12 protein-coding genes, 21 tRNA genes, 3 rRNA genes and 2 riboswitches are annotated in these 19,114 nt (G+C 44.8%); of the genes, 5 read left to right on the forward strand and 31 right to left on the reverse strand.

The window, feature by feature from the left end:
• Nucleotides 1-405: 405 nt before the first annotated feature.
• The 28 genes from LIT25_21105 to LIT25_21240 form a co-directional block, all read right to left on the reverse strand.
• A tRNA-Glu gene (locus LIT25_21105) sits at nt 406-477 on the reverse strand.
• A 14-nt stretch (nt 478-491) separates the two neighbouring features.
• Nucleotides 492-582, reverse strand: a tRNA-Ser gene (locus tag LIT25_21110).
• Nucleotides 583-587: 5 nt separating this feature from the next.
• Nucleotides 588-662: transfer RNA gene (locus tag LIT25_21115), tRNA-Asn, on the reverse strand.
• 34 nt (nt 663-696) lie between these two features.
• A tRNA-Ile gene (locus tag LIT25_21120) sits at nt 697-773 on the reverse strand.
• Between the two features lie 4 nt (nt 774-777).
• Nucleotides 778-851, reverse strand: a tRNA-Gly gene (locus LIT25_21125).
• A 16-nt stretch (nt 852-867) separates the two neighbouring features.
• Nucleotides 868-943: transfer RNA gene (locus LIT25_21130), tRNA-His, on the reverse strand.
• Between the two features lie 39 nt (nt 944-982).
• A tRNA-Phe gene (locus LIT25_21135) sits at nt 983-1,058 on the reverse strand.
• Between the two features lie 58 nt (nt 1,059-1,116).
• A tRNA-Asp gene (locus LIT25_21140) sits at nt 1,117-1,192 on the reverse strand.
• Nucleotides 1,193-1,195: 3 nt separating this feature from the next.
• Nucleotides 1,196-1,272 (reverse strand) — tRNA-Met (locus LIT25_21145).
• Between the two features lie 89 nt (nt 1,273-1,361).
• A tRNA-Ser gene (locus LIT25_21150) sits at nt 1,362-1,454 on the reverse strand.
• A 16-nt stretch (nt 1,455-1,470) separates the two neighbouring features.
• Nucleotides 1,471-1,547, reverse strand: a tRNA-Ile gene (locus tag LIT25_21155).
• 7 nt (nt 1,548-1,554) lie between these two features.
• A tRNA-Met gene (locus LIT25_21160) sits at nt 1,555-1,631 on the reverse strand.
• Nucleotides 1,632-1,662: 31 nt separating this feature from the next.
• A tRNA-Ala gene (locus LIT25_21165) sits at nt 1,663-1,738 on the reverse strand.
• Nucleotides 1,739-1,755: 17 nt separating this feature from the next.
• A tRNA-Pro gene (locus LIT25_21170) sits at nt 1,756-1,832 on the reverse strand.
• Nucleotides 1,833-1,838: 6 nt separating this feature from the next.
• Nucleotides 1,839-1,915: transfer RNA gene (locus LIT25_21175), tRNA-Arg, on the reverse strand.
• Between the two features lie 14 nt (nt 1,916-1,929).
• A tRNA-Leu gene (locus tag LIT25_21180) sits at nt 1,930-2,018 on the reverse strand.
• Nucleotides 2,019-2,027: 9 nt separating this feature from the next.
• A tRNA-Gly gene (locus LIT25_21185) sits at nt 2,028-2,099 on the reverse strand.
• Nucleotides 2,100-2,108: 9 nt separating this feature from the next.
• Nucleotides 2,109-2,189: transfer RNA gene (locus LIT25_21190), tRNA-Leu, on the reverse strand.
• 14 nt (nt 2,190-2,203) lie between these two features.
• Nucleotides 2,204-2,279: transfer RNA gene (locus LIT25_21195), tRNA-Lys, on the reverse strand.
• A gap of 175 nt (nt 2,280-2,454) precedes the next feature.
• A tRNA-Thr gene (locus tag LIT25_21200) sits at nt 2,455-2,530 on the reverse strand.
• A gap of 62 nt (nt 2,531-2,592) precedes the next feature.
• Nucleotides 2,593-2,668: transfer RNA gene (locus tag LIT25_21205), tRNA-Val, on the reverse strand.
• 21 nt (nt 2,669-2,689) lie between these two features.
• Nucleotides 2,690-2,805 (reverse strand): 5S ribosomal RNA (rrf, locus tag LIT25_21210).
• A 127-nt stretch (nt 2,806-2,932) separates the two neighbouring features.
• Nucleotides 2,933-5,862: ribosomal RNA gene (locus LIT25_21215) — 23S ribosomal RNA — on the reverse strand.
• 233 nt (nt 5,863-6,095) lie between these two features.
• Nucleotides 6,096-7,632 (reverse strand): 16S ribosomal RNA (locus LIT25_21220).
• The 16S, 23S and 5S rRNA genes sit together here with 21 tRNA genes alongside, the layout of an rRNA operon.
• Nucleotides 7,633-7,954: 322 nt before the next feature.
• A complete protein-coding gene (locus tag LIT25_21225) occupies nt 7,955-8,701 on the reverse strand; it encodes an ABC transporter ATP-binding protein (GenBank protein ID USK33045.1) in 747 nt (248 codons plus the stop codon).
• 1 nt (nt 8,702) lies between these two features.
• On the reverse strand, nt 8,703-9,695 hold the full coding sequence (locus LIT25_21230; protein USK33046.1) for an ABC transporter substrate-binding protein: 993 nt from the start codon (nt 9,693-9,695) through the stop codon (nt 8,703-8,705).
• A 16-nt stretch (nt 9,696-9,711) separates the two neighbouring features.
• Nucleotides 9,712-10,500: an ABC transporter permease gene (locus LIT25_21235; protein ID USK33047.1), complete on the reverse strand. Its 789-nt coding sequence runs from the start codon at nt 10,498-10,500 to the stop codon at nt 9,712-9,714.
• A complete protein-coding gene (locus LIT25_21240; protein USK33048.1) occupies nt 10,475-10,765 on the reverse strand; it encodes an MTH1187 family thiamine-binding protein in 291 nt (96 codons plus the stop codon). The genes LIT25_21235 and LIT25_21240 overlap by 26 nt, the downstream gene beginning before the upstream one ends.
• Nucleotides 10,766-10,865: 100 nt before the next feature.
• Nucleotides 10,866-10,978: riboswitch (TPP riboswitch) on the reverse strand.
• A gap of 141 nt (nt 10,979-11,119) precedes the next feature.
• Nucleotides 11,120-11,221, forward strand: a riboswitch (TPP riboswitch).
• A gap of 126 nt (nt 11,222-11,347) precedes the next feature.
• Between LIT25_21240 and LIT25_21245 the strand changes: the two genes are divergently transcribed.
• Both LIT25_21245 and LIT25_21250 read left to right on the forward strand, forming a co-directional pair.
• Nucleotides 11,348-11,689 (forward strand): energy-coupled thiamine transporter ThiT, encoded by a 342-nt coding sequence (locus LIT25_21245; protein ID USK33049.1) that lies wholly within the window; start codon nt 11,348-11,350, stop codon nt 11,687-11,689.
• Between the two features lie 426 nt (nt 11,690-12,115).
• Nucleotides 12,116-12,313, forward strand: a complete 198-nt coding sequence (locus tag LIT25_21250) for a hypothetical protein (GenBank protein USK33050.1) — start codon at nt 12,116-12,118, stop codon at nt 12,311-12,313.
• Between the two features lie 17 nt (nt 12,314-12,330).
• Here the strand turns inward: LIT25_21250 and LIT25_21255 are convergent, their stop codons facing one another.
• The gene (locus LIT25_21255) at nt 12,331-13,218 is read right to left on the reverse strand and encodes an NAD-dependent epimerase/dehydratase family protein (GenBank protein USK33051.1); all 888 of its coding nucleotides are present in this window, start codon (nt 13,216-13,218) and stop codon (nt 12,331-12,333) included.
• Nucleotides 13,215-13,754 (reverse strand): GNAT family N-acetyltransferase, encoded by a 540-nt coding sequence (locus tag LIT25_21260; GenBank protein USK33052.1) that lies wholly within the window; start codon nt 13,752-13,754, stop codon nt 13,215-13,217. The genes LIT25_21255 and LIT25_21260 overlap by 4 nt, the downstream gene beginning before the upstream one ends.
• A gap of 118 nt (nt 13,755-13,872) precedes the next feature.
• Between LIT25_21260 and LIT25_21265 the strand changes: the two genes are divergently transcribed.
• The gene (locus LIT25_21265; protein ID USK33053.1) at nt 13,873-14,955 is read left to right on the forward strand and encodes a hypothetical protein; all 1,083 of its coding nucleotides are present in this window, start codon (nt 13,873-13,875) and stop codon (nt 14,953-14,955) included.
• Nucleotides 14,956-15,005: 50 nt separating this feature from the next.
• Nucleotides 15,006-16,354 (forward strand): IS3 family transposase gene (locus LIT25_21270; GenBank protein ID USK33054.1). Its coding sequence is split into 2 segments (ribosomal slippage): nt 15,006-15,450 and nt 15,450-16,354, totalling 1,350 coding nucleotides; the frame shifts between segments, so codons are not numbered across the junction.
• Between the two features lie 53 nt (nt 16,355-16,407).
• On the opposite strand, the gene LIT25_21275 is transcribed toward LIT25_21270, so the two are convergent.
• The gene (locus LIT25_21275) at nt 16,408-17,310 is read right to left on the reverse strand and encodes a DMT family transporter (GenBank protein ID USK33055.1); all 903 of its coding nucleotides are present in this window, start codon (nt 17,308-17,310) and stop codon (nt 16,408-16,410) included.
• Between the two features lie 116 nt (nt 17,311-17,426).
• Here LIT25_21275 and LIT25_21280 point away from each other — a divergent pair, with 116 nt between their 5' ends.
• Nucleotides 17,427-19,103 (forward strand): AMP-binding protein, encoded by a 1,677-nt coding sequence (locus LIT25_21280; GenBank protein USK36364.1) that lies wholly within the window; start codon nt 17,427-17,429, stop codon nt 19,101-19,103.
• Nucleotides 19,104-19,114 lie beyond the last annotated feature (11 nt).

The raw sequence follows: 19,114 nt of genomic DNA on the forward strand, positions 1-19,114 counted from the left end.
AATGAAACCTTCACGCTCGATATTTTTATAAAAATTTATATTATTTGTTGAAAATATATTTTTTTGGCCGGGGAAAAGAAAGTGAATTATTTTTTTATAACCTGTGCTGAAGTTTTGATGAACGGAAGCTCCATTCGAGTTTTCAGAATGATTTTGAGTTGTTTTTTATAAGTGGAATTTATTCTGGCGAGCTGCAACACTATTTTTAAATAGTTGGAAGGGCAATCTGCGAGCAGGGGAATCATTTCGGATAGTAAGGCGAAAAGGCAGATACAGCTTGATTCATAACCAACAATGACTGCTACTTAAAAGATCCCATAATAGACTTGATCGATTTACAATCTAAGTTTCAGCATTTAAAATCAACAAAAAAGCGCTGCACTATGTGCAGCACTCTTTTAAGTATGACCCGTACGGGATTCGAACCCGTGTTACCGCCGTGAAAGGGCGGTGTCTTAACCGCTTGACCAACGGGCCAAAAACAGGCTTTCTGGCGGAGAAGGAGGGATTTGAACCCTCGCGCCGCTTACGCGACCTACACCCTTAGCAGGGGCGCCTCTTCAGCCACTTGAGTACTTCCCCAGATATGGCTCCGCAGGTAGGACTCGAACCTACGACCGATCGGTTAACAGCCGATAGCTCTACCACTGAGCTACTGCGGAATAATATTGAAACCTTATTTCAACAAAACAGAAATGGTGGGCCTAAATGGACTCGAACCATCGACCTCACGCTTATCAGGCGTGCGCTCTAACCAGCTGAGCTATAGGCCCATTATGGAGCGGGTGATGGGAATCGAACCCACGACATTAGCTTGGAAGGCTAGAGTTTTACCATTAAACTACACCCGCAATATGAATATAAAAATGGGGCGACTGATGGGAATCGAACCCACGAATGCCAGAGCCACAATCTGGTGCGTTAACCACTTCGCCACAACCGCCACTATTATATTTTTTAACATTTACATCATTAAGGTAAATGGTGGCTTGGGACGGAATCGAACCGCCGACACAAGGATTTTCAGTCCTTTGCTCTACCGACTGAGCTACCAAGCCATTTGTTTTAATTAAATCTTCACCGCATTTTACTAATACTGCGCAAATCAAGTAAAAATGGCGGTCCCGACCGGGATCGAACCGGCGATCTCCTGCGTGACAGGCAGGCATGTTAACCGCTACACCACGGGACCATTTGGTTGCGGGGACAGGATTTGAACCTGCGACCTTCGGGTTATGAGCCCGACGAGCTACCAGACTGCTCCACCCCGCGACAATAATAATCAAGCTCTTTCTCATCCGATTATGCTGTGTATCAACCGGTTTGCTGAAGTAAGATATTTCACTAATTTAAAATAATAATGGAGGAGGTAGAGGGATTCGAACCCCCGCGGGATTTGACTCCCCTGTCGGTTTTCAAGACCGATCCCTTCAGCCGGACTTGGGTATACCTCCGAAAGACTAAATAGAATGGTGGACCTTGTAGGACTCGAACCTACGACCGGACGGTTATGAGCCGTCTGCTCTAACCAACTGAGCTAAAGGTCCTTTTTTTTGGTAGCGGCGGAGGGAGTCGAACCCACGACCTCACGGGTATGAACCGTACGCTCTAGCCAGCTGAGCTACACCGCCCCAGGAACAAAGTCAATTAATTCTATTTAATTGGTGGAGCCTAGCGGGATCGAACCGCTGACCTCCTGCGTGCAAGGCAGGCGCTCTCCCAGCTGAGCTAAGGCCCCTAATTAAAAGTTGAAAATGGTCGGGAAGACAGGATTCGAACCTGCGACCCCTTGGTCCCAAACCAAGTGCTCTACCAAGCTGAGCTACTTCCCGTATATATGGCGCGCCCGATAGGAGTCGAACCCATAACCTTTTGATCCGTAGTCAAACGCTCTATCCAATTGAGCTACGGGCGCATATATGATATAAGTGGTGCCGAGGACCGGAATCGAACCGGTACGGTAGTCACCTACCGCAGGATTTTAAGTCCTGTGCGTCTGCCAGTTCCGCCACCCCGGCGCAAGTAAGAGCGGAAGACGGGATTCGAACCCGCGACCCCCACCTTGGCAAGGTGGTGTTCTACCACTGAACTACTTCCGCAAAATATGATGCGGGTGAAGGGACTCGAACCCCCACGTCAAAGACACTAGATCCTAAGTCTAGCGCGTCTGCCAATTCCGCCACACCCGCATATTAAGGAAAAATGGTGTGCCATGAAGGACTCGAACCTTCGACCCTCTGATTAAAAGTCAGATGCTCTACCGACTGAGCTAATGGCACTTAGTTAAGAAAACACTCTTTAGTTTTGCAAGACACCCAAATCTCAGAAAGATTATTCAAGGAGTGGCTCGATTTGTGTGCTGAAGCGTAAGCTTCGAAGATTACTCGGTCGTGCTCTGCCGACTGAGCTAATGGCACGTAATTAATTTATATCTTAATTCGGTTTCAGACCGAATGGTGCCGGCAAGAGGACTTGAACCCCCAACCTACTGATTACAAGTCAGTTGCTCTACCAATTGAGCTACACCGGCATATGAGGTAAGTAATACTTTTTTGCTAATCTCTTTTGCAGCATGTTAACAACAAGAATATATGGTGGAGGATGACGGGCTCGAACCGCCGACCCTCTGCTTGTAAGGCAGATGCTCTCCCAGCTGAGCTAATCCTCCGCTTGAATATTTTTGTCATTAGCCTGGCAACGTCCTACTCTCACAGGGGGAAACCCCCAACTACCATCGGCGCTAAAGAGCTTAACTTCCGTGTTCGGCATGGGAACGGGTGTGACCTCTTTGCCATCATCACCAGACATAGTGACAAAAATTATTATACTATGAAATCAAAAGATTTCAAGCTTTTTTTTTGAAAGAAGTTATTCTTTCAAAACTAAATAACGTTTGATAACAAGATTCACTTACATTTACACATATTAGACTGTGGTTAAGTCCTCGAACGATTAGTATCTGTCAGCTCCACACGTCACCGTGCTTCCACCTCAGACCTATCAACCTGATCATCTTTCAGGGTTCTTACTCACTAATGTGATGGGAAATCTCATCTTGAGGGGGGCTTCATGCTTAGATGCTTTCAGCACTTATCCCTTCCGCACATAGCTACCCAGCGATGCCTTTGGCAAGACAACTGGTACACCAGCGGTGCGTCCATCCCGGTCCTCTCGTACTAAGGACAGCTCCTCTCAAATTTCCTGCGCCCACGACGGATAGGGACCGAACTGTCTCACGACGTTCTGAACCCAGCTCGCGTACCGCTTTAATGGGCGAACAGCCCAACCCTTGGGACCGACTACAGCCCCAGGATGCGATGAGCCGACATCGAGGTGCCAAACCTCCCCGTCGATGTGGACTCTTGGGGGAGATAAGCCTGTTATCCCCGGGGTAGCTTTTATCCGTTGAGCGATGGCCCTTCCATGCGGAACCACCGGATCACTAAGCCCGACTTTCGTCCCTGCTCGACTTGTAGGTCTCGCAGTCAAGCTCCCTTGTGCCTTTACACTCTGCGAATGATTTCCAACCATTCTGAGGGAACCTTTGGGCGCCTCCGTTACATTTTAGGAGGCGACCGCCCCAGTCAAACTGCCCACCTGACACTGTCTCCCAGCCCGATCAGGGCTGTGGGTTAGAATTTCAATACAGCAAGGGTAGTATCCCACCAATGCCTCCACCGAAGCTGGCGCTCCGGCTTCCAAGGCTCCTACCTATCCTGTACAAGCTGTACCAAAATTCAATATCAGGCTACAGTAAAGCTCCACGGGGTCTTTCCGTCCTGTCGCGGGTAACCTGCATCTTCACAGGTACTATAATTTCACCGAGTCTCTCGTTGAGACAGTGCCCAGATCGTTACGCCTTTCGTGCGGGTCGGAACTTACCCGACAAGGAATTTCGCTACCTTAGGACCGTTATAGTTACGGCCGCCGTTTACTGGGGCTTCAATTCAAAGCTTCGCTTGCGCTAACCTCTCCTCTTAACCTTCCAGCACCGGGCAGGCGTCAGCCCCTATACTTCGCCTTGCGGCTTCGCAGAGACCTGTGTTTTTGCTAAACAGTCGCCTGGGCCTATTCACTGCGGCTTTTCAGGGCTATGAACCCTAAAAAGCACCCCTTCTCCCGAAGTTACGGGGTCATTTTGCCGAGTTCCTTAACGAGAGTTCTCTCGCTCACCTTAGGATTCTCTCCTCGCCTACCTGTGTCGGTTTGCGGTACGGGCACCTCTCACCTCGCTAGAGGCTTTTCTTGGCAGTGTGGAATCAGGAACTTCGGTACTAAATTTCCCTCGCCATCACAGCTCAGCCTTATATGAGAAGCGGATTTGCCTACTTCTCAGCCTAACTGCTTGGACGCGCATATCCAACAGCGCGCTTGCCCTATCCTCCTGCGTCCCCCCATTGCTCAAATGGTGAGGAGGTGGTACAGGAATATCAACCTGTTGTCCATCGCCTACGCCTTTCGGCCTCGGCTTAGGTCCCGACTAACCCTGAGCGGACGAGCCTTCCTCAGGAAACCTTAGGCATTCGGTGGAGGGGATTCTCACCCCTCTTTCGCTACTCATACCGGCATTCTCACTTCTAAGCGCTCCACCAGTCCTTACGGTCTAGCTTCAACGCCCTTAGAACGCTCTCCTACCACTGTTCGTAAGAACAGTCCACAGCTTCGGTGATACGTTTAGCCCCGGTACATTTTCGGCGCAGAGTCACTCGACCAGTGAGCTATTACGCACTCTTTAAATGGTGGCTGCTTCTAAGCCAACATCCTGGTTGTCTAAGCAACTCCACATCCTTTTCCACTTAACGTATACTTTGGGACCTTAGCTGGTGGTCTGGGCTGTTTCCCTCTTGACTACGGATCTTATCACTCGCAGTCTGACTCCCAAGGAGCAAGTCTTTGGCATTCGGAGTTTGACTGAATTCGGTAACCCGATGAGGGCCCCTAGTCCAATCAGTGCTCTACCTCCAAGACTCTCATACTTGAGGCTAGCCCTAAAGCTATTTCGGAGAGAACCAGCTATCTCCAGGTTCGATTGGAATTTCTCCGCTACCCACACCTCATCCCCGCACTTTTCAACGTGCGTGGGTTCGGGCCTCCATTCAGTGTTACCTGAACTTCACCCTGGACATGGGTAGATCACCTGGTTTCGGGTCTACGACCACGTACTAAAACGCCCTATTCAGACTCGCTTTCGCTGCGGCTCCGTCTCATCAACTTAACCTTGCACGGGATCGTAACTCGCCGGTTCATTCTACAAAGGCACGCCATCACCCATTAACGGGCTCTGACTACTTGTAAGCACACGGTTTCAGGATCTTTTCACTCCCCTTCCGGGGTGCTTTTCACCTTTCCCTCACGGTACTGGTTCACTATCGGTCACTAGGGAGTATTTAGCCTTGGGAGATGGTCCTCCCTGCTTCCGACGGGATTTCTCGTGTCCCGCCGTACTCAGGATCCACTCTGGAGGGAACGAAGTTTCGACTACAGGGTTATTACCTTCTCTGACGGACCTTTCCAGGTCGCTTCATCTACCCCGTTCCTTTGTAACTCCGTATAGAGTGTCCTACAACCCCAAGAGGCAAGCCTCTTGGTTTGGGCTAATTCCGTTTCGCTCGCCGCTACTTGGGAAATCGCGTTTGCTTTCTCTTCCTCCGGGTACTTAGATGTTTCAGTTCCCCGGGTCTGCCTTCATTATCCTATGTATTCAGATAAAGATACTGTTCCATTACGAACAGTGGGTTTCCCCATTCGGAAATCTCTGGATCAAAGCTTACTTACAGCTCCCCAAAGCATATCGGTGTTAGTCCCGTCCTTCATCGGCTCCTAGTGCCAAGGCATCCACCGTGCGCCCTTCATAACTTAACCTAAATGGTCAGTCGCATCATAAGATGCGTTTCGCATTTCGTTGTTTGTTTAGACATAAATGTCTAGAAAATCACTAATTATGGTAAGCGTAAATCTCAGTGAATTACTTGTTATCAATTACGTTATCTAGTTTTCAAAGAACAACCGACAAATCAGATGATTTGTCTTCTATCATAGAGAGAATGATCTCTCAAAACTAAACAAAAACCAAAAGCGTCCTCATATACCCTTAGAAAGGAGGTGATCCAGCCGCACCTTCCGATACGGCTACCTTGTTACGACTTCACCCCAATCATCTACCCCACCTTAGGCGGCTGGCTCCTTGCGGTTACCCCACCGACTTCGGGTGTTGCAAACTCTCGTGGTGTGACGGGCGGTGTGTACAAGGCCCGGGAACGTATTCACCGCGGCATGCTGATCCGCGATTACTAGCGATTCCAGCTTCATGCAGGCGAGTTGCAGCCTGCAATCCGAACTGAGAATGGTTTTATGGGATTGGCTAAACCTCGCGGTCTCGCAGCCCTTTGTACCATCCATTGTAGCACGTGTGTAGCCCAGGTCATAAGGGGCATGATGATTTGACGTCATCCCCACCTTCCTCCGGTTTGTCACCGGCAGTCACCTTAGAGTGCCCAACTGAATGCTGGCAACTAAGATCAAGGGTTGCGCTCGTTGCGGGACTTAACCCAACATCTCACGACACGAGCTGACGACAACCATGCACCACCTGTCACTTTGTCCCCCGAAGGGGAACCTTCTATCTCTAGAAGTGGCAAAGGATGTCAAGACCTGGTAAGGTTCTTCGCGTTGCTTCGAATTAAACCACATGCTCCACCGCTTGTGCGGGCCCCGTCAATTCCTTTGAGTTTCAGTCTTGCGACCGTACTCCCCAGGCGGAGTGCTTAATGCGTTAGCTGCAGCACTAAAGGGCGGAAACCCTCTAACACTTAGCACTCATCGTTTACGGCGTGGACTACCAGGGTATCTAATCCTGTTCGCTCCCCACGCTTTCGCGCCTCAGCGTCAGTTACAGACCAGAGAGTCGCCTTCGCCACTGGTGTTCCTCCACATCTCTACGCATTTCACCGCTACACGTGGAATTCCACTCTCCTCTTCTGCACTCAAGTTTCCCAGTTTCCAATGACCCTCCCCGGTTGAGCCGGGGGCTTTCACATCAGACTTAAGAAACCGCCTGCGCGCGCTTTACGCCCAATAATTCCGGACAACGCTTGCCACCTACGTATTACCGCGGCTGCTGGCACGTAGTTAGCCGTGGCTTTCTGGTTAGGTACCGTCAAGGTGCGAGCAGTTACTCTCGCACTTGTTCTTCCCTAACAACAGAGTTTTACGATCCGAAAACCTTCATCACTCACGCGGCGTTGCTCCGTCAGACTTTCGTCCATTGCGGAAGATTCCCTACTGCTGCCTCCCGTAGGAGTCTGGGCCGTGTCTCAGTCCCAGTGTGGCCGATCACCCTCTCAGGTCGGCTACGCATCGTTGCCTTGGTGAGCCATTACCTCACCAACTAGCTAATGCGCCGCGGGCCCATCTGTAAGTGACAGCCGAAACCGTCTTTCCAACTTGAACCATGCGGTTCAAGATACTATCCGGTATTAGCTCCGGTTTCCCGGAGTTATCCCAGTCTTACAGGCAGGTTGCCCACGTGTTACTCACCCGTCCGCCGCTAACCTCCGAAGAAGTTCGCTCGACTTGCATGTATTAGGCACGCCGCCAGCGTTCGTCCTGAGCCAGGATCAAACTCTCCGAAGAAAATTTGTGACTCAATTTGTTGCTGACTTCAAAAATTTAAAACGTTTGGTACGCTTTTGGTTTTGTTTAGTTTTCAAAGATCATTTGCCTCAAGCGAAGCTTTATTAATATAACATTTTGCCGTTTTAAAGTCAAGCGTTTATTTTGCTTTTCTTTTTTTCAGGCTGTGTTGCTTTTTCGCGTTTTTCGCGGCAACGAATAATAATATACCACGCTGAATCCCCCTTTGCAATAGCTTTTTTATCATTTTATAAAAAAAGATTTTAATTATCGAAAACGCACTGAATTTGTCTGAAATTCAGTGCGTCAATTTCTATTTGAATCAGGTCTGTTTTAAATGAAGAACATCAAGCAATCTCCTTTTAAGTAAAGCAAATTCAGAACTTGTAATGAGATTTTCTTTCCTTGGCCGTGTAAATTCTACGTTCACTTCTTCTATTATGCATCCAGGTCTTGGTGAGAGGATGAAGATTCTGTCTGACAGGAAGATGGCTTCATCCATATCATGTGTAATGAATATCACTGTCTGATCTGTTTCCTCGCATATTTGGATAAACCACTTCTGCAGTTCAAGTCTTGTCATCGCATCAAGCTTGCCGAACGGTTCATCTAATAGAAGGAGTTCTTTATTGTTTAGGTATGCTCTAAGGAAATTGGCGCGCTGCCTCATTCCGCCTGAGAGCATAAAGGGATAATGATCTTCATATCCTGCAAGTCCGAATTTCGGGAAAAGGCCGCGTGCTTGATTGCGCGCCTCATCTCTCCCGGTACCTTGTATTTCTAATGGAAGAATAACATTATCCAAAACCGTTCTCCATGGAAACAATACATCACTTTGGGGCATATAGCCGACAAGACCGGTTTTATTTGTAATATCTTCTCCATTGTACTTTACACGGCCTTTAGTCGGCTTATTGATGCCGGCTATTATATCAAGCAATGTGCTTTTTCCGCAGCCGCTTGGTCCAATAATGCTTACAAATTCGCCTTTTTTCACATTCAGGTCTGTCGGCATCAGGACATGCTGATCTCCAGAATAAGATTTGCTGATTTGAGAAAGAGTCAGCATGCTATTCCTTTCCTTCGGGCAGGAACTCATTTGTAAAAGCTTCACTTGGTTCAATGTTCTCTTCAATCAGCTTTCGTTCATACATCCAATCGGCATATCTATTCCAGACTTTTTCATCTTGAATGCCCCATTGCTTTGCTTTTCCCTGATACTGATCACTTAGCCACACTTGGCTTTCCTTTACTAGCTCAGCATTGATCTCAGGTACATTTTTAATCAGAATATCCGCTGCTTCTTCCGGCTCTTCAATGGCAAATTGATAACCCTTTGATGTGGCCTTCATGAAGGACTGAACCATTTCTTTGTCTTTTGCAATTTTGGATTCGCTTGTTGCAATAACTGGAGTGTAATAGTTTAATGCTGGATCAAGGTCTTTTAAATAGATGTAATTCAATTCAATTCCCTGGCGAGCAGCCTCAACCCCATCCCATCCCTGGAAAATCCACTGAAAGTCTGTATCGCGTCCAATCGACTTGAAAAAGTCTGTTGCTCCAAGCGTGACATAATCCACTTTTTCAAAGTCTGCATTCGATTTATCCATTACAGCTTTAATAACAGCTTCTTCTGTAGGAGAACCCCATCCCCCGTAACGTTTTCCTTCGAAGTCCTTTGGAGAAGTGATGTTTTCTTCTTTTAAAGAAGCGAATGCAGAAGTATTCTCCTGTATGATTGCTCCTATTGAAACAATCGGCACTCCAGTTGATCTTGCATGTGTAATATTCTCCTGATGGCTGACAGCAAAATCAACTTCACCAGAAGCAACGATCTGATCCGCACTGACTCCTTCACCAGGTTCAACTATTTCAACATCAAGACCTTCTTCTTTATAGAAGCCATTTTCTTTCGCTGCATAAATGCCTGTATGATTTGTGTTTGGAAACCAATCAAGCATAATCTTCACTTTTTTTAATTCCTCATTAGTGGTTTTTTCCGCTGATCCGCATCCAGATAAGATGAATACTAAACTAAATAGAATAAATAAGAGTTTTTTCATTTTTTCTCCCCCGTAGCTAGTTAGAATGCTTTTGCTGCTTATATTTCCAGGGCATCATGATTCTTGCCAGTATTTCAATGAGTGCAAAAATTATTAAGCTTAAACCTACTATTAAGACGATTGTTGCAAATACTTTATCTGTTTGAAACGACTGGGAAGATCGAGTCAATAGAATGCCGAGTCCTTTGCTTGCACCCAGCCACTCTCCGATAACCGCCCCCATCACACTGTATGTTCCGGCTATTTTTAACCCTGAAAAAAAGAAAGGTGTTGCAGCAGGAAGCTTCAATTTTAAAAACATCTGTCTGCGGCTGGCTCCAAGCGTTCTCATGAGCTTCACCATATCCCTGTCTATTAAACGGAAGCCGTCAGACAGATTGATGGCGATCGGAAAGAAACAAACGAGCGCCACGACAATTACTTTAGGAAAAATGCCGAATCCAAACCAGATGATAAGCAATGGAGCAAGCGCTATAATAGGAATGGTTTGCGAAAGAACAAGCAGCGGTTCAACTGCTTTTCGAATCCAATCTGACATGTCTATTAAGATAGCAATCAATACACCCGCTGTTACAGCGATCAATAAACCAAGCACTGCTTCAGACAGAGTCTGCACGATATGTCCGCCTATCGTTCCCCTCATTTCTGCAAGCGTGATGAAAATATGAGTCGGACGCGGCAGAATCCATTCTTCCACTTTTGATACGATGACAGCCAATTCCCACAAAAAGAGGAATGACAGCAGCACTATACCAGGAAGCGCAATTCCTGAAAGTGTTTTAACGATATTTCTTAAGTTTTTCATCCATTGTGACCCCTTCTTTTGGACGGTAATGAATTTTCATGTGAGTCATTACCTCAGAGGCACCGGCTGAAATACAGGCATCCTGCGCTTGCTTAACAATATTAATCAGTTCATCAAGCTCTCCCTCCATCACCGTCTCCATCGCACCGACCTCATATTTAACTCCTGATTGCTGAACAACCTCGATCGCTTTGTCGACGATTTCATATGTATTCCCTTCTGATGATTTAGGCAGCACCTGAAATGCTAGATTTACACTGGACATTTTTTATCCTCCTTAAAATTTATTAATATATGAATATCTGACCGAACCACAAAAAAGGCTGCCACTGGGGCAGCCTTAACGCATTCGCAAAGTTATGGAAAAATATGCATCTTCCGCATTCCCTCCGCTGGCATTACCCAGATCAGGTTAAAAGGTCGATACAAGAATCAGTATCCTCTCAGCCAAGTTCACTCAGCTCCCCTGCATATATTGGATTCATGGAAACTATAGCAAGATTTTGGACCCTTGTAAAGACGATAAAAGAGCTTCCCATTATTTTCTGAAAAAAATCAAAATTTAACCTTGTCGAATTTTGCAACTTCCTGTATAGTAGTGTCTAAATCATATATTGCATTTGACCACTTGGGGAGCCATTCGGCTGAGAGTGAACGTTGTGTTCAGACCCGTTGAACCTGTATAGTTAAAGCTTACGTAGGGATGTGGCGATGGATCTAGTGATAACCCAACCAAAGCAGTGCGTGGAAACCATCCGACATTCCCCGCATTGCTTTTTATTATGGAAAAAAACAGCCCCAGTCGAATGCCGAAAAGGGGAAAAGCTATGCAGACAAATAAACGTTAGTGCATCCAGTCCAGGGGTTTCTTGACTATTTTGTCGCATTTACCGTGGTAGGTGCCGGAGGAGTATTCTATAAACAAGTCCAAAGCTCTTTGAATCCTCTTAACAGAGGACGATTAATTGCTTACGTAGTGGCAGCAGCTTTTCTGGGAAGTTTCCTTAGATTTGCAGCACATACACTTGCTGGAGCTGTATTCTTTGCAGAATTTGCAGGTGATAAGCCCGTTCTGCTGTATTCAGCCGGCTATAACGCTTCCTACATGGTGCCTACATTTATCATTTGCTCAATCGTCTTAGTATTGATGCTCACTGCTTCTAAATCACTTGTCTTAAAAAGAAAATAGATTCTGCCAAAAGCACCGATGTTTTTTTCGGTGCTTTTTTTATCCTATCAAAATTTATATAATCCCTACCATTTATTTCTATTCCATCGCCCAATTCCTCGGTCGGAACGGATCCGCCTAAAAAGCCAAACCCGGACTTTTCCATCGGATCCTTATCCTTTTCTTGTCATAAACTCTCTATCATCGGCATGTACTAGTAGTAATAGATTGTTGAAAGTCTTGGAATAAAGTGTGGAAGTCTCGGAATTAAGTGTCAAAGTCTCGGAATTAGTTGAAAGTCTCGGAATTAAGTGTCAAAGTCTCGGAATTAGTTGAAAGTCTCGGAATTAAGTGTCAAAGTCTCGGAATTAGTTGAAAGTCTCGGAATTAAGTGTCAAAGTCTCGGAATTAAGTGTCAAAGTCTCGGAATTAAGGGGAGGGCAAATGATGAATCTATCCTACTCATTGATGATGATAACATTTATATTGTCGATTATTCATTTTCTATATGGTTATTTTGAAGCGATAAGGATCAGCAACGAAGAAGAATTAGTCAACGGCTGGTCAATGATTTTCTCTTTCCCGCTTGGGTTTGTATTCGCATATTTTGCTTCGGTATTTCATCAGCAGATTTTACCTCACTAAAAAGAAACGCGACACTGTCACGTTTCTTTTTTCATTGCCTCTATTAATTTCTCTATGTACGGATCCAATTTCTCAAATGAGTATCCAGCACTTTCAGCCTTTGACACATTCAGTGTCCAATCCCCTGATAATCCATAAGGTGAAGCATTCTCTTTCGCAATCTCACTTGTCACAATCGCTTTTTTCCCGACAGCACATCCGATTTTATGCAGAAGATCATTCAGTGACAGACTTTTTTCAAAAGCGGCATTGTAAGCACCCGTTAAGGTTTTTTCTCCAGCCATATACAAGAATCCCGCTGCGCCCTCAGATGAGGTATAGCTGTAAAAATATCCAGGATCTTCAATTCCAATCGGTTCCTCGTTCTTCACCTTTTTCACATGAAATAAAAAGCGTTCTGTATAATCATCTATTCCGATTACCAGAGCTGGTCTTACAGCGGCAACAGGGACATCCGCAGTCTGAAAAAGATAGGCTTCTGCACTGCGCTTCGCTTCCTGATAGCCGCTTAACCCTTTATAGGCTTTGCGCTCTTTAAAGGAAGGCTCATACGACAGCGGATCAAAGTCATCTTCTGTCTGCCCTCTCCCAAATTCATAGACTGCCATGGTCGATGTGAAAATATAATGCTTGATTTTGCCCTGAAGCGCTTCATAAGCAGATTTTGCTTCAAGCGGCGAAAAACACGATTGATCATAAACAACGTCCCATTTTTTGTTATCAAAGGCTTTAATCATTGATTCTTTGTTTTCACGATCGATAATCAGACGCTCTACGCCATCTCCAAAGTCATCATTTGTTCTTCCTCTTGTTGCAATCGTCACTTTTGCCCCATTTTTAAGCAGCTTTTGAACAAGTCTTTTGCCGAAAAATTGCGTTCCCCCCAGTATTAATGCTCGATTCACAGTGATTCCTCTTTCCTTTTCAATGCAGCTGACAGTTTCGTCAAATCACGCCATCCCAATGCGGTCTCCTGATGATCTGTTCCCTCAATTGTGTAGAAGTCCTCAGCGATCCTTTCAGGTAAAAAGCGTTCGTAGAATCCTTTTGAAGGATTCGCATTCATTACCCACAGCAGCATAGATTGATAGTTTTTCCGAAGCAGTTCATCTGCAGTTGCCTCTACAAGCCTGCGCCCGATGCCTGCTCCCTGCACTTCTTTTAATAGATAGATCGCATATAATTCTCCATCAATTCCATGTTCCTTTGACCGTTCTGGTCCGAAGCCTGCAAACCCTACTATTTGGCCATCCTGATTTTCTGCAACAAAAACAGTCTCCGGATCAATAGACCTCCACATTTTTTCTTTGCTTTCATATGTAAGACTTTCAAGATATGCATCTGCTACAATACCTTTATAGGTTGTTCTCCAGCTGTCCACGTGAACAACTGCAATTTGCTTCGCATCTTCTTTAACAGCTTTTCTTATCCTATAATTCATTTTCAACACTCCTTGCTGATAAAATTCGACAAGCGAAAATTAAATCCCTACCTCTAAAAGGAGTTTCTTTTCCAAAAACAGAATATGTTCATAGACTAAGACAAAACGGAGGCTGCAAGTGAAAATACTTCTGCATAGTTTCTTATCAATCCTGTATATCGTTTATTTCACCGGGGTGTTTTACGTCCTGTTTCTCTTTTTGAATATACCTGCAAGCGTAATCGCAGGAAGCGTTATGACGCTTTTGCTGCTTGGCTTGTTTATCTATTCTATATACGAGATGATCCACCGCAAAGAGAGGAATCTGCTCTTTTTCAAGGGACTGTCAGGATCCATCTTCCTTTCCATCACAACCATCAGTTTAATTATTACCTTGTTTTTCGTAGTCCTAATGAATGTGATGACGACTTATTTTAACTATCAAAATATCAGCCCCAGGGAGAAATTTGAGTTTCAGGTGAACGCTTTTTTGCCGATTGACCCTTACGAAGAATACAAAGAGTCTGCTGAAACGAAGAAAATTTCACATCTTACTGTTTACTATTCCTCTCTTGATAAAAGGGATATCCAGCTGGTTGAGGACGAATTCGATCACGCAAGGAGCATCAGCACCCGCTTGTTCGGCAAGATCGAGGATCAGCCCATTGACCTGATTCTGCTAGATGAATCGCCGGACTCGCTGCAGGAGCTTGAGTATTTGGATTATATGGGGTTTTACGATCATGTGAAAGAAACCATGGCCATCGTGATTCCGGATGATCTCGATACCGCATCTCCGCTTGTTGTGGAGACCTTTTACCATGAATATGCCCATTATTATATGGAGAAAGCATTAGAGAAAATGGAAATTGACTCGCTGAAAATTCCAATCTGGTTTAATGAAGGCGTTGCAGAATATGCTGGCTATAACGGAGAGGATGCAAAAATCCCTATTGACACGGTGATCCCTTTCGATAAGCTCAGAAATCCCGGAAGCTGGGCAAATGCATTGGAAGACAGTCCGGAAGCGGAAGTGTATACTCAAAGCTACTACGCCATTAAAATTTTGGCAGATGAATTTGGAGAAGACATTATCCGGGACCTTCTTCTTGAAACAGGTAAAACAAACAACTTTGAAGAAGCTTTAAAAAAGAAGACGAAGTATACGTTTAAAGATCTGGAAAAGAAAATCATGGAAAAACAAAAAAGGACTCGGAATTGAACTGCACCCCAATTGTTAGACAACATCTAACAATTGGAGGTGCAGTTTTTTTGACTAAATATACGATAGACGAAAAATCACATGCAGTTTTAGAGTACTTAGAAGGGGAAAAATCCTATAAATCTATTGCTCAAGAAAGAAATGTAGGTTTATCCCCTCTGAAAAGATGGGTCGCTCGCTATCTAAAACATGGGATGGAAGGACTTGTTTCATCCTATACAAATTACACTCTGCCCTTTAAACTAGAGGTACTTAAATATATGAACGAATATGGGGCATCGATCAACGAGACCGCTGTACACTATAACCTTCCTTCCGATTCTACACTTTTGAATTGGGCAAATCAGTTTAAGGAAGGAGGTATAGACGCCCTTAAACCAAAGAAAAAGGGGCGTCTATCCATGAAAAAAGAAACTAAGAAAAAATCGCCAGCTAATGGCTCTCAAGAAGCACTTCTTGCCGAATTAGAATACTTACGTGCAGAGAATGCCTATCTAAAAAAGTTGAATGCCTTAGTTCAAGAAAAGGATGCCTTACAAAAAAAGAAAAAGCGAAAGTAGTCCATGAACTAAGGAAACAATTTGATTTAAATCTGCTTCTATCCATTTCTAAAATGGCGCGGAGTACGTACTATTATTGGGTAAACGCCTTCGGGCGTGAGGATAAATACACAGAAATTAAATCCCTTATCAAAGAGATTTTCCATACGCATAAAGGGCGTTATGGGTATCGGCGTATCACCCTAGAATTACGTAATCGAGGTGCTCGCATCAATCATAAAACAGTTCTCAGATTGATGAATGAATTAGGATTGAAGTCATTGGTTTGCATGAAGAAATACCGTTCGTACAAAGGGAAAATCGGCAAGATTGCGCCCAACATTCTAGCACGTGATTTCAAGGCGGCAAAGTCCAATGAAAAATGGGTGACAGACGTCACAGAATTCCATATAGCTGGGGAGAAACTATACTTATCGGCCATTCTTGACCTGTTTAATGGAGAAATCATCGCCTATAATATCGAATCTCGGCCTGTTTATCCGCTCGTTTCCAAAATGCTGGATAAAGCCTTTGATCGCTTGGAATCGAAAGATTCACCCATTCTCCATTCAGATCAGGGCTGGCATTATCAGATGAAACAATACTCGCATGATTTGAAAAAACATAACATTACACAAAGCATGTCACGCAAAGGAAATTGTCTCGATAATGCGGTCATTGAAAACTTCTTTGGCTTAATAAAATCCGAATTACTCTATCTTCAAGAATTTAAAAGCATGGAGCATTTCAAACAAGAACTAGAAGAATATATCCATTACTACAATCATCAACGAATCAAGGTAAAATTAAAAGGCATGAGCCCGGTTGATTACCGGATTCATGCCCTCAAGGCTGCCTAAGTAAATAAAGTGTCTAACTTTTTGGGTTCACTTCAAATTGAGTCCTTTTTTGTTTACAGTGCTTGTTCACTGGAAATCTCTTCCACTTCTTTCTTTTCAAAAAGAAACAGCATGACGCCAATGATAATGATTGCTCCGCCAATTAATTGCGTAAGAATAACCGTCTCTTCAAGGAAGTAATACGCAAGAATAATCGATCCAACCGGCTCAAACAGAATCGCGACAGAAATGACATTTGTCGAAATCCATTTCAGCGACCAGTTGAATAGCGAATGCCCAAGCAATGTCGGTACAATCGCAAGCAGTAAAAAGTACAGCCAATCCTGCTTCGGAAAACCTGATAGCGGATAGCTTAATATCACACAGTAAAGGAATAGTGTCACAGAGCTGACCGCATAAACGATAAACGTATAAAGTGTCAATGTATGACGCTTTCTTACACCTTGGCCAAACAGCAGGTAAGCCGTGACCATCGCACAGGCCGCAAGTGCAAGAAAGTCTCCAAACAGCGCAAGCCCGCTAATCCGGAAATCTCCCCAGCTGATCACAACACTCCCTGCAATTGCAAGCATCGCACTGAGTATAGCCCTCGATGACACCCTCTCTTTAAAAAAGAAATAGGTTCCAATAAACGCAAACAGCGGCTGAAGGGTTACCAGTACAACCGAACTCGCTACAGAGGTGTAGTTCAGCGATTCGAACCAGAGAATAAAATGAAACGCAAGCAGCACACCCGCTAAAATCGAATAGCTCCAGTCTTTCTTCGTTAACGTTTTAATATAAGGCAGCGATTTTGCCAAAAACAGCGGCAGAACGATAAGCGTTGAGAAAAACAGGCGATAAAATGCGATAACTGGAGCAGGTGCAGAGGTCAGCTTTACGAAAATCGCAGATGTTGAGACCGCCGCAACTCCAATCGCGAGTGCCAGATAAGGATAAAATGTTGTTTTATTCATGATTGATCCCCTTTTGAAAATACGTCTCGTCTATTATACTCCAACTGCTACTGCATACATTAGGGAATAATAGTTTTCAAAACTTTCTAAAAATAGTTTATAATGAAAGCGTAATCATTCTTTTTGTCCAGGGAGGTCCCATGCAATCACTAAAAAATAAAACCATCGGCCAATTATTGAAGGAAACTGTGTCAAAATACGGAAGCCAGGATGCCGTTGTCTATTCAAAGGAAAACATCCGCTATACGTATGATGAGTTTTACAGCGAAACGACGAAGCTCGCAAAAGCCTTAATGGGTCTTGGCGTGAAAAAGGGTGAAAACATTGCCATCTGGGCAACCAACGTCCCTGAGTGGCTCCTGCTTCAGTTCGCATCTGCACGCATTGGCGCCGTACTTGTTACCGTCAACACAAGCTACCAAAGCAGCGAGCTTGAATACCTGCTGAAGCAGTCTGACTCCACCACTCTATTCTTAATTGACGGCTTTAAAGGAACATCTTATGTGGACATTGTCCGCTCCATCACGAATTCAGCTTCTGCAGAGAAATACAAACAAATTGAAGCACTGCCGCACTTAAAAAACCTCATTTACATAGGAAATCAGAAAGCACCCCATGAAATGTACAGCTGGAATGAGCTACTCGATCACGGATCTAGGGTTACAGATGAAGAGCTTGCCGAGCGTGAGAGCCTACTAACTCCTGAGGGCGTCATCAATATGCAATACACCTCAGGCACAACAGGCTTTCCTAAAGGTGTCATGCTTACTCATCACAATATTGTCAACAATGGGTTCCTTGTCGCAAGCTCAATGAATTTAACGAATCATGACCGTTTATGCATCCCGGTTCCATTCTTCCACTGCTTCGGCTGCGTACTTGGCGTTCTGGCATGTGTATCTGTCGGAGCAGCCATGGTGCCAATCGTTGAGTTTGATCCTGACCTTGTCCTTCAGACCGTTGAAAAAGAAAAATGCACAGGACTTCACGGAGTGCCAACAATGTTTATTGCTGAACTGAACTCTCCTAACTTTAAAAACTATGATCTCTCAACCTTGAGAACAGGGATAATGGCGGGCTCAACCTGTCCAATCGAAGTCATGAAAAAAGTCATCAATGAAATGGGCATGTCACAAGTAACGATTGCCTACGGCCAAACAGAGTCCTCACCTGTCATAACACAGACAACAGTGACAGACTCCATTGAACGCAAAGTTGAAACAGTCGGCAAAGCCCATCCTCATGTAGAAGTGAAAATCATTGACCCGCTTACAGGAGAGGAAACAGCACCAGGTGTTCAGGGAGAGCTTTGCACAAGGGGCTACCTCGTCATGAAAGGCTACTACAAAATGCCTGAAGCAACAGAAGAAGCGATTGATAAAGAAGGCTGGCTTCATACCGGTGATCTGGCTACGATGGATGAACACGGCTATGTCGTCATTACCGGTCGCCTGAAAGACATGATCATCCGCGGCGGTGAAAACGTCTACCCGCGTGAAATTGAAGAATTCCTTTATCGTCATGAAGATATCATGGATGTTCAGGTAATTGGCGTTCCTGATGAAAAATATGGAGAAAAAGTAGCTGCCTGCATCGTTCCAAAAGAAGGCATCACCCTGACTGCAGAAGACATTAAAGCATTCTGCAAAGGACAGCTCTCCCATTATAAAATTCCTGAATACTATTATTTCGTCAATGACTACCCGATGACCGCTTCAGGAAAAATCCAAAAATACAAGCTCAGAGAGCATGTAAAAAACCATTTAACACAGGAACTGTCAGGAAGAAGCTGAAAAGAGAACTT

The sequence above is a fragment of the Bacillus sp. F19 genome (assembly GCA_023823795.1).
Classification (GTDB): Bacteria; Bacillota; Bacilli; order Bacillales; family Bacillaceae; genus Bacillus_P.